The sequence below is a fragment of the Roseibium sp. RP-7 genome, from assembly GCF_053005225.1.
The window spans coordinates 468,573-482,312 of the sequence record NZ_JBRKQA010000001.1; the positions used below are offsets into that span (position 1 = coordinate 468,573).

Sequence of the window (13,740 nt, forward strand, 5' to 3'; positions counted from 1 at the left end):
TCAGTTCAGACAGAAAAATTGTGCCGCTCAAGCGGGAAGCCTAGCATGAACGCGACGCTGCGTTCCGCATTTTCCGGCTCTTCCATGTTGACGAGCAGCATTTCGTCCCGGCCGTCCTGCAGGGGGCGGGCAAAAAGCATGGCGGTCTGGAAGATCTTGCGCCTTCCGCGGCCTTCGCGGTCGTCGCACACTTCCTCCCAGTAGGTCATCGGATCTTCCGGCGCAGTCGACGTATCGAACCAGGCCCGCTCGAAACGGTAGTCGCGATCTTCGCCCGGCAGTGAAAAGCTCGTCTGGCGGATCGCGGATTTCACCCGGTTCCACTCGGTGTCGCCGGTCGGGTACTGCACGTCATAGAAGTACCACAGCATGATCTCGTCGACCCGCTCGTCGTTCTTGCCGTCGCCGCCCTGAAACTGGATCAGGAAGCGGTCGTCGTCAGGATAGAAACGATGCATGTGCGATTGTTCGCCAAGGTCGCAATGCCCCTGGGCGGTGATCATCAGGGTGGTGTCGGGACGTTCGATCAGACTGTCGGCAGGCAGCAGGCGAAGCGCGATCGGATCGAAGGAAATGCCTCTGCCGATGGTCAGACCGAGAACTTCCGGCGGCTGCCAGCCTTTGTCCTTCTTGTTAAACAGTGATCCGAACATCAGCTCCCCCCAGACCGGCCGTGATCTCGCCCGCCGCGAGACGTTTGTTGGCGAGATAATAGATCGAGCCGCCAGTCTTCAACGTCTTGGGGAAAGGTCTGAACAGGAAATCCGGATCGTCAGGCTGGGAAACCGCAATCAGCGTGCCTTCAGCGCCTGAAAGGGCCTGGTCCAGTTTGTCGGTTTCGGTGCCGCCCCCGCTTTGGACGATGGCCGAATAAATGGTTGCGCCGAGGCCCGCTGTGGACAGGGCCATCAGGATCTGACCCGCGCCGGGGTCCTGCGCGGCGCGTACCAGTGCTTCGCAGGCGTTCGACACCACCGGTTCGATTCGCGCAAGGTTGCCTGCGCGCCGGGCGGTGTCACGGTCCTCGAAATAGGCCGCAATGTGAACGCTCTCGTTAAGTTCGCGAATGGCAAGGCAGGTGTTGAAGGTTTCCGCATCCGAGCCGGCGTAGACCAGCACTTTCTGCGCGCCTGGAATGGCCGCACGGCGCAGCGACTGCAGGGCGTCCATGCGTTCGGCCCGGATCAGCCGTACGCCCTCCGGCACTTCCACGTTCTTGGAATCCGCAAGCAGAATGATCTTGTCGTCTCCGTCCTGGCCGGCAACCAGGTTCTCCACCATCAAGGGTGTCTTGTCCCGGTGATAGCCGACAATCACCGTGGCGTTCTGCACGCGCTCATAGTTTCCGTTGCCGTCAGCCATACGCCTCACTCCTTCCACAAGGACACCCGTCAACCGGCCCAGGACGGCCGAGAAAATCAGCAACGCACCCGGAAAGAACCAGAAGGCGGCCACCATCCGGCCTGCTTCCGTCGACGGAGACAGGTCGCCGTAACCGACCGTCGAGGCGGTTGTCGCGGCAAAATAGATGAAGGTCAGCGGATTGCCCGTCAGGCCTGTTTCACCAGCCAGGAAAAACAGGATCCACGAGATCACCATATAGGCGCATATCAGCGTCGCAAGCAGCCAGAGCTTGAGCTCGAGGACGTGTTGGTAGAGCCGAGAAATGATGAGTTGCAGGATTGGCACCGCTGAAATTTGCCCCCTGTTTCGGTCGCCGGCTACTCTGACCAGAGCCTGCCCTATTGTCAATTCGGCATAGCTTTCCGAATAATCGCTTGAAACGGCTAGACGGGGCTTCTACTTGTTCGAGGCCGGATCCCGGCACCGGATTTGAAATGGAGGGCTTTGGATGAGTACGCGGCAATCTCCCTGGACACTTGCGGAGCTGAAGGAAGCTCTGGAGCAATCGGATTCCTTCGCGGCAGGTGAAATCAGCTGCACGGTGAGTTCCGATCAGGCCGGCGTGCTGGAAGTCCAGCTTCACTCGGCCGGTGAAATCACTCTGTTCATGGTTGTCGGCGAAACCCAGATCCTGACGTCCACGGTTCTGTGGCCTTGTGATGCCCAGGAGGACCCGGCCTCCTTCGAGGCGATGATGCTGCGCAATCACAAGAAGCTGCTGCCGCTCTGCGCCCTGTCCATCGATATGATCGACGGACGCGAATATTACGAGCTCTTCGGCGCCATGTCCGTGCGCTCGACACTGGATTCGGTCGAGACGGAATTGCGCACCATCGCCAACAGCGCTCTGGAGCTGGCCGCCGACGTCGGTCCCAAGGCCGCTGCCTGATCCCGCCGCCAATTTGAAGAAGGACATTTGAAAATGAGTGTTTGGGGCAAATTGATTACGGCGTTCAAGGGCCACGCCCACAATGCCGCGGAATCCGTTCAGGACGCCAACCTGATGACGATCCTGGAACAGGAAATCCGCGAAGCAAAACAGGCGATCGGTGCAGCCAAGGACGAAAAGGCGCGCATGGCAGCCAACCGCAAGCTGAAGGAAAAATCCGTCGCCGAACTGATGACCGAAATCGAGCGGCGCACGGAAGCAGCCCGCAGTGCCAAGGCACAGGGCAACGAGCCGCTGGCCATCGAGATCATCGAGAGCGTGCTGAAACTGCGCGACAAGGCGGAAGCCGACCAGGCTCTGTTCGATCAGTACAAGTCGACCGAAGAGCGCATGGACAGCACCATTCGGCAGTCGATGAACAAGATCGAGACCCTGCAGCGCAAGATGGAAAGCGCAAAGGCCAACGAAGCGTTGATCAAGGCCCAGAAGGCGGCCTCCACCAACACCACGGCTTCCGACGGCCGGCTGGCCAGTGCGGTCGACAGCCTCGCACGCCTGGAACAGCGCCAGGCGGAACAGCAGGCCATGCTGGAAGCGGCTGAGGAAGACGCTCGCCTGGAAAGCGGCGCCGATCTGGAAGCCAAGATCAAGGCCCTGGAAAATCCGGCCCGCAACGACGTGCAGGCTCTTCTGGCGAAGCTCTGACGCCCCGCTTGCACCATGAAGCGGATCGCAGTTCCTGAAAGACCGGGGTGGAAGGACGAAGCCGAGCGCCTCGGCTTCGGCTTTCATACCATGTACGGCGCACCGTACTGGGACGAGACCCACGCCTATCAGTTCACTCTGCGCGAGATCGAGGACGACCTCGAGGACCCCTCGCAGGAGCTCTACGGCATGTGCCTCGATCTGGTCGATCGGGCTGTCCGTGACGACAGTCTCATGGACAAGATGGCGATCCCGCAAAAGTACCGCTCCTGGATCCGCAATTCCTGGGAGCAGCAACAGCCCTCGCTTTATGGCCGCTTCGATTTCTTCTACGACGGCAGCGGGCCAGCAAAGCTCCTCGAATTCAATGCCGACACGCCAACGGCGCTTTACGAAACCGGCTTCTTTCAGTGGATCTGGCTGGAGCAGCAGATGGCGGCTGGCGTTCTGCCGACCGACAGCGATCAGTTCAACTCCGTTCAGGACCGCCTGATCGAGCGGTTCGCCGCCATGTTCGCGCCCGGCTATCACATTCACTTCGCCTCATCGAAGGATCACGACGAAGATCGTGCAACCGTGCGCTATCTGGAAGACTGCGCGCGGCAGGCGGGGCTGATACCGCATTTTGTTGCTGTGGAAGAGATCGGGCTCGACGGCGAGGGCCGGTTCGCCGACGCCGACAGTTTCGTGATCGACGCCCTGTTCAAGCTGTATCCCTACGAAGACATGCTGCGCGAGGATTACGGCCCCTATCTGCCCGATGCGCCGATACAGTTGCTTGAGCCACCCTGGAAGGCCGTGCTTTCGAACAAGGCAATCCTGCCGCTGCTCTGGCAGATGTTTCCGGACCATCCGAACCTGCTGCCGTCCTACTTCGAGGGGGAGGCGGATGAGACATTCCTGAAGGGCCCGCATGTGCGCAAACCTTTCTTCAGTCGGGAGGGTGCCAACATCACGGTGCGCGGTCTCGGATCTGAAGCACTCAGCACACCCGGCGGGTATGGCGAGGAAGGCCACATCCTGCAGGCCTATGCGGAACCGCCGAAATTCGGCGACGACTACGTCATGATCGGTTCATGGATTATTGGCGGCCAGGCATCAGGCATCTGCCTGCGCGAGGACAAGGCACCGGTGACGCAAGACCTGTCGCGGTTTGTGCCGCATGTCATTCTGGAAAGCTGATTGCCGAAAACGCGCTGGTTGACGGGGTATGGTTGGATGTGAAACCGACCCGGCGGCCGGGCGCGACCGTTTTTTATGGGTCGTTCTTGTTTTCGTGCGCCTCACGGCCGCCGGTCGGTTCACAGGCAGGCTGTGTCAGCCCGCCCTGAAGCGGAACCCGGTATCAGGACCGGCCGGCGGCAACTGATCTCGGCGGTGCCATGCCGTCATCCTGTTCCTGTCCGAAAAACGTTCCACCAAGCTGTCCGCCGGCGTTGGACTTGTCAGCGACCCGCTTGATCTTTTCTGCCTCCTGTTCGGCTTCCTTGCGAAGCTTCGGGCTGAGGTCGTTCATGGAAAGGTCCATCTGGTCCTCCTGTGTTGGTTATGGGTCCATGGAATAAACGGAGCGCACACAGGATGGTTCCTTGTCCAGCCCGGAGAGGGGAGCGGCGGACCGGATTTCTGGACGGACAGAAACTCTGTAAATCGCGAAAAAGCGGGCTGTCTGGACGGTTCGTGTTCGAGGCAAATTTTTTGCGGAAAATTTAAGTCGCGGGATGGAGAGACGCAGCTCCTCAAGAAGCTGCGTCTCTCGGCAAAAGGCCGTTTACAACGGTTGGAACGCTCCGTTCCAGTAAACCAGCGCGCCCGATGACTGGCTTTGCCGGATTGCACGCACCTTGCCGATGACAATCGAATGGGTTGCCCGGTCGATCATCTCCTCGACCTCGCAATCGAAAGCGGCCGGAGCATCTTCCAGCAGAAGTGCCCCGGTTTCCGCCGTGCGCCATGTGGCTCCGGCATAACGTTCCGGTCCCTTGACGCCGCCGAACCCCGAAAAGTTTTCGGCAACCTTGCGGTGCTCGGGCCCAAGCGAAGACCAGCCGAATTTCGGATACTTCTTCAGCAAGGGCCAACTGGAGGAAGCCTTGTTGACGCAGGCAAGCACCAGCGGCGGATCGGCGCTGAGAGACATTGCCGATGTGACGAGGAGGCCTGAAATGTCCTCTCCCTCACCGACTGTGATGACGGAACAATTGCCCACCAACGCCCGCATGGCGTTGGTGAATTCTCTGGACGGTATGGGGTCCATCACCGGATACCGGCTTCCGCAAGCAGCGGCAGAACATTGTCACGGAAATACGGGAACTCCTCGACATAGTCGACAAAGGAGAGCGTCGTTCCGGCAAAGCCTGTTTCGTGCAGTTTGAGGATGCCGTCGGCCACCTGCCGCGGAGTTCCAACCAGCGGGAACCCGCCGTGGCCCATGGCGAACAGGTTCTTGATCTGGGCCAGCAGGTCGTGCGGAAACGACTGCGCATGCGCGAACTGCAGATTGACCAGATTGTCCACCGCTTCCCAGTCTGCCAGATCGCCCATCAGCCGGTCTCGAAGGGCGGTCGCCTCTTCCTCAGTTTCCCGGCAGATGACGTGGCTGAAGGTCAGAACACCCACATCGCGCCCCTTCTCCGCCGCCTGCGCCTTCAGTTCCTTGATTTCGTCGACGGACCGGTTGAGATCGATGGCCGGCGTGAACAGGTAGTCCGCGTTGTCGGTGGCAAAGGTCCGTCCGGTTGCCGAACCTGCCGCGTTCAGGATCGGTGGCCGGCCATTGACGGGCTTGGGGTCGCCAGCAACGTGCTTCAGGTTGAAGTATTTGCCCTCCCAGTCGAAATACTCCTTCGAGGTCCAGAGCTTCTCGACCACATCGAACCATTCCTGGGCGTAGCCGTAACGGGTTTCATGATCGTCGGGCAGGGTCAGGCCCAGGGCTTCGTATTCCGGCTTGTTCCAGCCCGCGACAATGTTCAGTCCCGCGCGGCCATTGCCCACCTGATCCATCGTGGCAATCTGCTTGGCCACGACCACCGGATTGTTTGCAGCAGTATGCACCGTGGCGAACACAGTGATGTTTTTCGTTGAGGCCAGCAGCGCGGTTGCCCAGGTGACCGTTTCCAGCACGCTGCCGTGAAAGTCGGTCTCGCCGCCGTAACCGATCCAGCGGGCGATCGGCAGCATGAAGTCGATGCCGGCATCATCCAGCATCTGGCCGAGTTTCAGGTTGTTTTCCCAGCTATTGACCCATCTGGACGGCGATTTGGTGACCGTCATCCCGGACGAGCAATTGGACGAAAACGTCCCGAGTTTGAAGCCGTTCTTGTCTTTCATCATGTTGGTAGGCATGGATCCCCTCCATTTAGGATAGATTTTCAATTGTATTTTTTATTTAAAACTATGTGCAAAAACGCCCTTACGTCAAACTGAATCGCAGCTATATTCGATCTGAAAAAACGAAGAGGGACCGATGACCGGCAAGTCGGACGATCAGAAGCTCAACTATCACTGGCACCTTTCGGAGAACGATGCGGAGGTCGTCTGCACCGAGCTGGAATTCGCGTTGATGCGCTGTTTCGAGGCGTTCGGGCGATGGCAGACAGAATGCCTGGCGTCTGTCAGCGACGTTGGGGCGACCGGCCCGGAAAACGCACTGCTGCATATCGTGCGCATGAACGACCGGGCAAAAAGCATCAAGGAACTGGCCCGGCTTACCAACCGCGACGACATTCCGAACATCCAGTATTCGATGCGAAAACTCGTGGCGGCGGGGCTGATTGAAAAGCAGGGCTCGGGCCGCACGGGCGTGACCTATCAGGCGACACCGGAAGGCAAGAAGATCACCGATGATTACGGCGCTGTGCGCAAACGGCTGCTGATTGAGCAGATCTCAAGTCTGCCCGAATTTGACAAGCGCCTGAAAGAAGCAGGGCAAAGCCTCAATATCCTGGCAGGCATCTACGAAGAGATATCCCGCATCGCCGCGACCTACCGCCGGTAACGGTGGTTCCATATCACTGACGTGTATGGCCAGGCTCGTCGCATTGTTCCAGCGAGGAGCCGTCTCGCTGCGGCTCTGCTGCGGTTGGTGAGGTAAGTTTGCGCACTGTTGCGTTACGGCTCTGGCAAGCGGGAGGAACTGTGATATGAGCGGGCCAAACGGCCTGGCCGAGACGGGCCACACCTTCAGCGCGGGTTAATTTTCAAAAATGTTGTCAGGGGTTTGTATCGGCGCCAACGATCTTTCGGCTGCCGGCCGGTTTTACGACGAAGTGCTTGCGACAATTGGCATGAAGCGGGTTTTTTCCGATCCCCGCGAGCTTGGCTATGCAGGTGCCGATGGCCGTATATCGTTGTTTGTCTTGTTGCCGTTTGACGGGCGGGCGGCCACATCGGGCAATGGTACGCAGGTCATGTTCTATGCGCCGGATGCCGAGGCCGTCAGGGCGTTTCATGCTGCTGCACTGCGGTGCGGTGGACGTGATGAAGGGGCACCCGGCCCTCGTTCCTATCACCCGGATTATTTCGGCGCTTATGTGCGTGATCTCGACGGTAACAAGCTGAATGTCTCCGTCAGCCTGGAAAACGGCACCACCGCCTGAACACGCAGTGTTGATCATCAGGCAAAGGAGTTGTCTTGATCGGGCCGGCCATTTTGGGTGCAAGAGGCGCTGGCCAGTTTCAGGAGATGCCAGCCCATGCCCAGATCAAGTCAGCCGATAATCGAGTTTGTGCGCCTGCCGGACATCCCGCTGGAAGAGCTTGTCGCGCATATGTCCGACCCCCGTGTCGGAACGCATATGCCGCTTCTGACCTTCTCATGGGATCTCGAGATGGCTGCGAAGTTCGTCGCGGCCAAGGAGGCTTGCTGGCTGCGCGACGGACTTGGTCACTGGGCCTTTCTGGCAGACGGACGCTATGTCGGCTGGGGTGGTTTTCAGAAAGAAGGCGAGGAGTGGGATTTCGGGCTGGTGCTGCACCCGGCAGCCTTTGGCCTCGGCACGCCGATCACCAGAAAGGCGCTGGCCTTTGCCAGTGAAGACCCGCGCATTCCATTCGTTACCTTCCTGCTGCCGCCGTCCCGACGGAACCTCGGTGCACTGCGGCGGATGGGGGCTCGTTTCATCGGCGAGACCGATTATGACGGCACGCGTTTCCTGAAATACCGCCTGGAAACATCAGGCCCCGTTGGCGCGGTCAACCGGACAGCTTGACCGTCTCCACATTGACGTGACTTGCCTTTCCGGCGAACCAGCCGTTGATGGCGGCGCCAAGTCCAAGCGCCACGAACAGCACCGCACTCCAGGCAAAGCTTCCCGTCCAGCTTCGGATGAGGCCGACGATCAGTGGGCCGATGGCGGCAAGCGTATAGCCGACGCATTGGGCCATGCCCGAAAGCTGTGCAGCGGAATGGGAATCCTGTGTCCGCAACACGATGACCGTAAGCGCCACCGCAATCAGTCCGCCCTGGCCGATGCCCTGCAGCACCGCCCAGATCCAGACGGTGGACAGTGGCGCAAATTGCAGGCCGAGCAGGGCTATAACCGCTATGGCGCAAAGTGCGACGTTGATCAGCCGCTGGTCCTTGCCGCGAACGGCAAGATGCGGCGCTATCAGGCAGGCGGCAGCCTGCACCATCACCGACACCGACACGATTGCGCCGGCAGTGACGCCGTCCAGCCCGCGGGCGCGGAGGATCGGTACCAGCCAGCCGAAGACGCAATAAGCAAGTGCGGATTGCAGACCCATGAACAGGGTCACGTGCCAGGCCAGCCTGTCACCCCACATGCCCTTCACCACATAAGTCGGACCCTTGGGACGTTTGCGCGTCGCCATGACCTGCGGAAACCACAGGACGGCCACCACAAGAGCCGGCACGGCCCAGATAGCAAGCGCGCCCTCTATCGAACCACCGAGGGCCGCTTCAAACGGAATGGTCAATCCCGCACCGGCGGCAGCGCCCGCGCAAAGTGCCATGGTATACCACCCGGTCACCAGTGCGGCCTTGTCGGGGAAATCGCGCTTGACGAGCCCGGGCAGAAGTACGTTGCCAACCGCGATACAGGCACCCGCCAACGCTGTTCCAAGAAACAGCAACGGCACGGAGGACGTTCCTCGTGCTGCCGTTCCAATGGCCAGCAAAACCACGACAGCAAGCAATGTGCGTTCCGTGCCGATGCGGCGGGCAAGGCGTGGAGCCAGCGGTGAGAACAGGCCGAGACATACAACGGGCAATGTCGTCAGAAGGCTTGCGCCCGTTGGCGTGAGGCCAAAATTTTCGCGGATTTCCAGAAGCAGCGCCGACGCGCTGGAAAAGACCGGACGCAGGTTGAAGGCAATCAGTACCAGACTTGCGCCCAGCAGAAACCGCACCAGTCCGCTCTGCGTCGCCGGCTGGGATTGCTCAGCGGAAACGTCAATGTCTTCGGCATCGATCAGTTCGATCGAGCCGGGATCGATTTCGGATGCCTGTGTCATGAGCCGAGCAGTCGCTCCAGGTCTCTCAGGACAGGGGCCATGAACCGGCGGACAGCGGCCTCGGCCAGTTCCGGGTCGCCTGTCTCGATGGCATCAACAATGGCCGCGTGGGCCGCCATATCGGGTTCCTGCAGGTCTTTTCCAAGCGTAGCCTCAATGGTCTCGCCGATCAGACTGGAGAAGAATTCGTACATGTTGACCAGAACGGAGTTTTGCGAGGCCGCGACAACAGCCCGGTGAAAGGCAAGGTCGCGCTCCACGAAACCGGCCTTGTCGTGACCGTCATAGTTTCCGCGCTCCGTGAGCAAGCGGCGCAGCTCCGAAATCACCTCTGGTGTCTGGCGATGAGCGGCCAGCCTGGCGGCCTCCGCATCCAGCGCCAGTCTGGCCTCGAACTGGTCACGCAGGGTTGCGCGACGCGCCATGGTCAATGGCCCGATGGCATCGACGACCGACAGCACATAGGTGCCCGAACCCTGCCGGGTTTCCAGGTAGCCTTGCGAAACAAGCACGCGCACGGCTTCGCGCACGGTGCCACGGCTGATGGAAAGCTGCGCCGAGAGCTGAGCCTCGTTGGGCAGCTTTTCCCCCACGGGCCAGCGATTGCCCACGATTTCCGCCCGGATCGCCTCGGCTGCGCTGTCAACCAGGCTCGTTTTTGCCAGAGATTGCATTTGAAGTCACCAAATCATCAGATGACTTGATCATAAGGGTGATGATGCGGCTTGTCCATCGACGATATCGCGTGAGGGAAAGACGCCTTTTCAGGTGTTGTCCCTGTCGAACAGTTCATGTGCGGAGTCTCGGGGTTGTCGGGGCATCCGTCGCCTCGCACAGGGCGCATCACCTTGATCGCATCTTGCTGACCGAGATCCCTCAAAAGGTGTGATGCTGCGCATTGCAACAATGACAAATAATGTGACGTGGAAGACAGACGCATTCGCCGGGGACGTGGCTATTTGGCTGCACCGGCAAGCCTACGAAAGACGCCGATTACGCATACAGCTTCAGGGGCCATTGAGGGGGCCTAACCAAGGGAGAGTGAATGTGGCCGAGTCTTTTTTTCTGCCTTACGAATACGTCGACGTTCTGACAAATCCTGGCCTGCAGACCAGCGCCGGCCGGGTCAAGCTTACGCAGTATCTTTGCAAGGACCGTGGTAACGGCGGCAACGACAGCGCGACCAGTTTTTTCAAGAATTTCCGTTGGATCAAGGATCCCCACGGCATCACGCTGAACCAGCATGTCGGCGGCCGCGAGATCGACCTCGCGCTGAAAGGCCAGGGAAACGACAAGACATTCGTCAAGATCTGGAACTTCATGCTGAAGAACAAGGATCTTTTGGACAAGTACAAGGTTGAGGTCTGCGGCCGCGCAAACAAGGACGGCTCCAAGGATGTCGAGCAGACCGGCAAGATCAAGAAACTCTACTTCGACAAGATGTCCGATCAGGCGGCACTGCAGCAGATGGTGCAAGACCGCTTTTTCGGTATGGACTGCATAGGCTTTATCGCCAATTTCCTGATATTCACTGGTGAGTGGGACAAATATTACGGTGTTTCACCCCGGCGGTATCCGGATCATGTCGCCAAGACCAACATCGACGACATCAACGAGGTCAAGCCACTCGATTTCATGGTCTGGAACGGACATGTGGCGATGATCGACTGGGTCTGGGAAGTTCTGGACGAGAAACGCGCGCGCATCGACATGTGCCAGAGCTCCAGCGGTGGTCCGCAATGCAACGAATACGTGATCCTGCGCCGTACCGGCGGCAAGGGTCTCAAGGGCGGTTGCGAATTCACGATTGACGGTGGCACCCCGGCCCCACCGGTGCGTGGCCATTTCACCATCTGGCGGCGGGAAGGGTTCTGGTATTGAGCACCAAGGTCCATTGGCGCGACAGGTTCATGTTGTCACCTGCCGCGCCGTTCAGGATTGCCCGTCAGACCAGGGTTGGGTTGAGCTGTGCGAAAGCCTCCTGCCTCTGATAGGGAAAATGCGGATAGGGAGCAGTGCGCGCGCTCGAGGCATCAAGACGGGCAATCTGCTCGTCCGTCAGCGCCCAACCCGTTGCTCCCAGATTGTCGCGAAGTTGCGCTTCGTTGCGCGCCCCGATGATGACCGACGCGACAGTGGGGCGTTGAAGCAGCCAGTTGATCGCCACTTGCGGCACTGTCTTGCCGGTTTCTTCGGCAATCGCATCCAGGACGTCGACGACCGAATAGAGCAGATCGTCCTCTACGGGAGGTCCGAAACTTGCGGTCTCATGCAGTCGGCTGCTCTCGGGGATCGGATTGTTCCTGCGGATCTTGCCGGTCAGCCGACCCCAGCCAAGCGGACTCCACACCATGGCGCCCAGGCCCTGGTCTGCGCCGAGAGGCATCAGGTCCCACTCGTAGTCCCGTCCGACGAGAGAATAATAAACCTGGTTTGCGACATAGCGCGACCAGCCGTGTTTCTCCGCAACAGCCAGCGATTTCATGATCTGCCATCCGGAGAAGTTGGAAACGCCGATATAGCGGATTTTCCCGTCGCGGACGAGCTGGTCGAGCGTCGACAGCACCTCTTCCACCGGGGTGAAGGCGTCGAATGCGTGCAGTTGCAGAAGATCGATATGGTCCGTTCCAAGGCGCTTGAGTGCAGCCTCGACACCCCTGATCAGCCTGAAGCGTGAAGACCCTGCCTCATTGGGGCCATCCCCCAGGGGGAGGCTCATTTTCGTGGAGAGCAGCACCGCGTCGCGGCGGCCCTTGATTGCTTCACCGAGCACTTCTTCCGAAGCACCTTCGGAGTAGTTGTCCGCGGTGTCGAACAGGTTGACGCCGGCCTCGAGGCAGATGTCGACGAGGCGGCGCGCTTCTGCGACGTCCGTTGTGCCCCAATGACTGAAGAGTGGGCCGGAGCCGCCGAATGTGCCGGCGCCGAAGCTGAGGGCGGGAACCTTGAGTCCGGAGTTTCCAAGATAGCGATAGTCCATGTCGGTGATATCCTTTCTAGCTGGCAGTCTGGTGAGTGGAGATCGGGGAGGGCACGCTCCGCCGCTCAATCGCGAAGGAGGCAAGCGCGACCACGATGGCGAGGAGGGGGAAACTCGCGGCGACCAGAGGCAGGTTTTCAAGTCCGGGCCCACGGGAGATGGCCAGGCCGCCGGCCCAGGCCCCAAGTGCGTTGCCGAGATTGAAGGCGGCAATGTTCAGGCTGGACGCAAGGCTTTCTCCGGCGCCAACGGCCTTCGACAGAACCCAGGACTGAAGCGGCGGAACCGTTGCGAAACCCGCCACGCCGAGCAGTCCCGTCAGCACCACGGCCGCGGTCTGGTTTCCAAACGCGGCGGACATGATTGCCAGCACGAGTGCAAGGGCTGCCATGCTGCCGATGAGAGCGGTCTTCAGTCTGATGTCGGCAAGTTTTCCGCCCAGGAGATTTCCGGCGACCAGCCCCCCACCGAAGATCAACAGGATCGGGGATACCGCCGTGTCGGCAAATCCACTGACCTGCGTCAGCAACGGGGCGATGTAGGTGAACAGGGTGAAGACGCCTGCAAACCCCAGGACCGTGGTCAGGAAACCGAGAAGGACAGAGGCGCGCGACACGGCCTTCAGATCGGCCCGCCAGCCGGATTGTGCGGCGCGCGAACGATCCGTCGGAACGAGCAGAATGAGCACGGCCAGTGCGGCCAGGCCGATCAGCGTCACGGCCCAGAAGGTCATGCGCCAGCTGAATTGCTGGCCAAGCCAGGTTCCGGCAGGCACGCCGAGGATGTTGGCAAGCGTCAACCCCGTGAACATGATGGCAATTGCGGACGCCTGCTTGTCCTTGCCGACCATGGAGGCGGCAAAGACCGAGCCGACACCGAAGTAGGTTCCATGAGCGAGGGCCGTGAGGATACGGGCTGCCATCAGCAGGTCGTAGCTGGGCGCAAGCGCGCAGGCGGCGTTCCCGATGATGAAGATCACCATCAGGCCGATCAGCACGCGCTTCCTGTTCCAGGTCGTGGTGAAGACGGTCAGTATGGGCGCGCCGACCACGACCCCGAGGGCGTAGCCGGAGATGAGCATTCCTGCTGCAGCGATCGAGACACCAAGATCGCGGCTGACCTCTAGCAGAAGGCCCATGATGACGAATTCTGTGACGCCGATGCCAAAGGCTCCGGCCGCCAGTGCATAAAGAGCAAGGGGCATTTTGGATTCGGTCCATGAAATTTCGATGGACGGAACCTAGGCAGTGCTCATATCATGAACTATACGCCCGAAATGAATATA

General features: G+C 59.9%; 16 protein-coding genes. 7 read left to right on the forward strand and 9 right to left on the reverse strand.

The window, feature by feature from the left end:
• Positions 1-5: 5 nt before the first annotated feature.
• Together ACVDG9_RS02090 and ACVDG9_RS02095 are read right to left on the reverse strand one after the other, a co-directional pair.
• Entirely contained in the window at positions 6-653 is a 648-nt protein-coding gene (locus ACVDG9_RS02090) for a DUF2491 family protein (RefSeq protein WP_022998925.1), read from the reverse strand.
• Entirely contained in the window at positions 634-1,689 is a 1,056-nt protein-coding gene (locus ACVDG9_RS02095; RefSeq protein WP_447237181.1) for an ion channel, read from the reverse strand. The genes ACVDG9_RS02090 and ACVDG9_RS02095 overlap by 20 nt, the downstream gene beginning before the upstream one ends.
• A 163-nt stretch (positions 1,690-1,852) precedes the next feature.
• On the opposite strand from ACVDG9_RS02095, the gene ACVDG9_RS02100 reads away from it, so the two are divergent.
• From ACVDG9_RS02100 to ACVDG9_RS02110, 3 genes are read left to right on the forward strand one after another with little or no spacing between them, the layout of a single operon-like run.
• On the forward strand, positions 1,853-2,293 hold the full coding sequence (locus ACVDG9_RS02100) for a YjfI family protein (RefSeq protein ID WP_022998923.1): 441 nt from the start codon (positions 1,853-1,855) through the stop codon (positions 2,291-2,293).
• A gap of 33 nt (positions 2,294-2,326) precedes the next feature.
• Complete coding sequence (locus tag ACVDG9_RS02105; RefSeq protein ID WP_447237182.1) at positions 2,327-2,998, forward strand: PspA/IM30 family protein; 672 nt, start codon at positions 2,327-2,329, stop codon at positions 2,996-2,998.
• A gap of 15 nt (positions 2,999-3,013) precedes the next feature.
• Entirely contained in the window at positions 3,014-4,180 is a 1,167-nt protein-coding gene (locus ACVDG9_RS02110; protein ID WP_447237183.1) for a glutathionylspermidine synthase family protein, read from the forward strand.
• Between the two features lie 163 nt (positions 4,181-4,343).
• Here the strand turns inward: ACVDG9_RS02110 and ACVDG9_RS02115 are convergent, their stop codons facing one another.
• The 3 genes from ACVDG9_RS02115 to ACVDG9_RS02125 all read right to left on the reverse strand — a co-directional run bounded on the left by ACVDG9_RS02115 (position 4,344) and on the right by ACVDG9_RS02125 (position 6,346).
• Entirely contained in the window at positions 4,344-4,526 is a 183-nt protein-coding gene (locus tag ACVDG9_RS02115; protein WP_022998920.1) for a hypothetical protein, read from the reverse strand.
• A gap of 243 nt (positions 4,527-4,769) precedes the next feature.
• Positions 4,770-5,255 (reverse strand): flavin reductase family protein, encoded by a 486-nt coding sequence (locus tag ACVDG9_RS02120; protein ID WP_447237184.1) that lies wholly within the window; start codon positions 5,253-5,255, stop codon positions 4,770-4,772.
• The gene (locus ACVDG9_RS02125) at positions 5,255-6,346 is read right to left on the reverse strand and encodes an LLM class flavin-dependent oxidoreductase (protein WP_022998918.1); all 1,092 of its coding nucleotides are present in this window, start codon (positions 6,344-6,346) and stop codon (positions 5,255-5,257) included. The genes ACVDG9_RS02120 and ACVDG9_RS02125 overlap by 1 nt, the downstream gene beginning before the upstream one ends.
• A 121-nt stretch (positions 6,347-6,467) precedes the next feature.
• On the opposite strand from ACVDG9_RS02125, the gene ACVDG9_RS02130 reads away from it, so the two are divergent.
• The 3 genes from ACVDG9_RS02130 (at position 6,468) to ACVDG9_RS02140 (ending at position 8,211) form a co-directional block, all read left to right on the forward strand.
• On the forward strand, positions 6,468-6,998 hold the full coding sequence (locus ACVDG9_RS02130) for a winged helix DNA-binding protein (protein WP_022998917.1): 531 nt from the start codon (positions 6,468-6,470) through the stop codon (positions 6,996-6,998).
• Positions 6,999-7,206: 208 nt separating this feature from the next.
• On the forward strand, positions 7,207-7,599 hold the full coding sequence (locus ACVDG9_RS02135) for a VOC family protein (protein ID WP_022998916.1): 393 nt from the start codon (positions 7,207-7,209) through the stop codon (positions 7,597-7,599).
• A 96-nt stretch (positions 7,600-7,695) separates the two neighbouring features.
• On the forward strand, positions 7,696-8,211 hold the full coding sequence (locus ACVDG9_RS02140; protein ID WP_447237186.1) for a GNAT family N-acetyltransferase: 516 nt from the start codon (positions 7,696-7,698) through the stop codon (positions 8,209-8,211).
• Here ACVDG9_RS02140 and ACVDG9_RS02145 read toward each other — a convergent pair.
• Positions 8,195-9,475: a CynX/NimT family MFS transporter gene (locus ACVDG9_RS02145; RefSeq protein WP_168686471.1), complete on the reverse strand. Its 1,281-nt coding sequence runs from the start codon at positions 9,473-9,475 to the stop codon at positions 8,195-8,197. The genes ACVDG9_RS02140 and ACVDG9_RS02145 overlap by 17 nt on opposite strands.
• Positions 9,472-10,149 carry a FadR/GntR family transcriptional regulator gene (locus tag ACVDG9_RS02150; RefSeq protein ID WP_075284364.1) on the reverse strand — a complete coding sequence of 226 codons (678 nt, stop codon included), beginning with the start codon at positions 10,147-10,149 and terminating at the stop codon, positions 9,472-9,474. The genes ACVDG9_RS02145 and ACVDG9_RS02150 overlap by 4 nt, the downstream gene beginning before the upstream one ends.
• 373 nt (positions 10,150-10,522) lie before the next feature.
• On the opposite strand from ACVDG9_RS02150, the gene ACVDG9_RS02155 reads away from it, so the two are divergent.
• On the forward strand, positions 10,523-11,356 hold the full coding sequence (locus tag ACVDG9_RS02155; protein WP_077290953.1) for a hypothetical protein: 834 nt from the start codon (positions 10,523-10,525) through the stop codon (positions 11,354-11,356).
• Positions 11,357-11,420: 64 nt separating this feature from the next.
• Here the strand turns inward: ACVDG9_RS02155 and ACVDG9_RS02160 are convergent, their stop codons facing one another.
• Positions 11,421-12,455: an aldo/keto reductase gene (locus ACVDG9_RS02160; protein ID WP_447237187.1), complete on the reverse strand. Its 1,035-nt coding sequence runs from the start codon at positions 12,453-12,455 to the stop codon at positions 11,421-11,423.
• 16 nt (positions 12,456-12,471) lie between these two features.
• Entirely contained in the window at positions 12,472-13,659 is a 1,188-nt protein-coding gene (locus ACVDG9_RS02165) for an MFS transporter (protein WP_447237188.1), read from the reverse strand.
• Positions 13,660-13,740 lie beyond the last annotated feature (81 nt).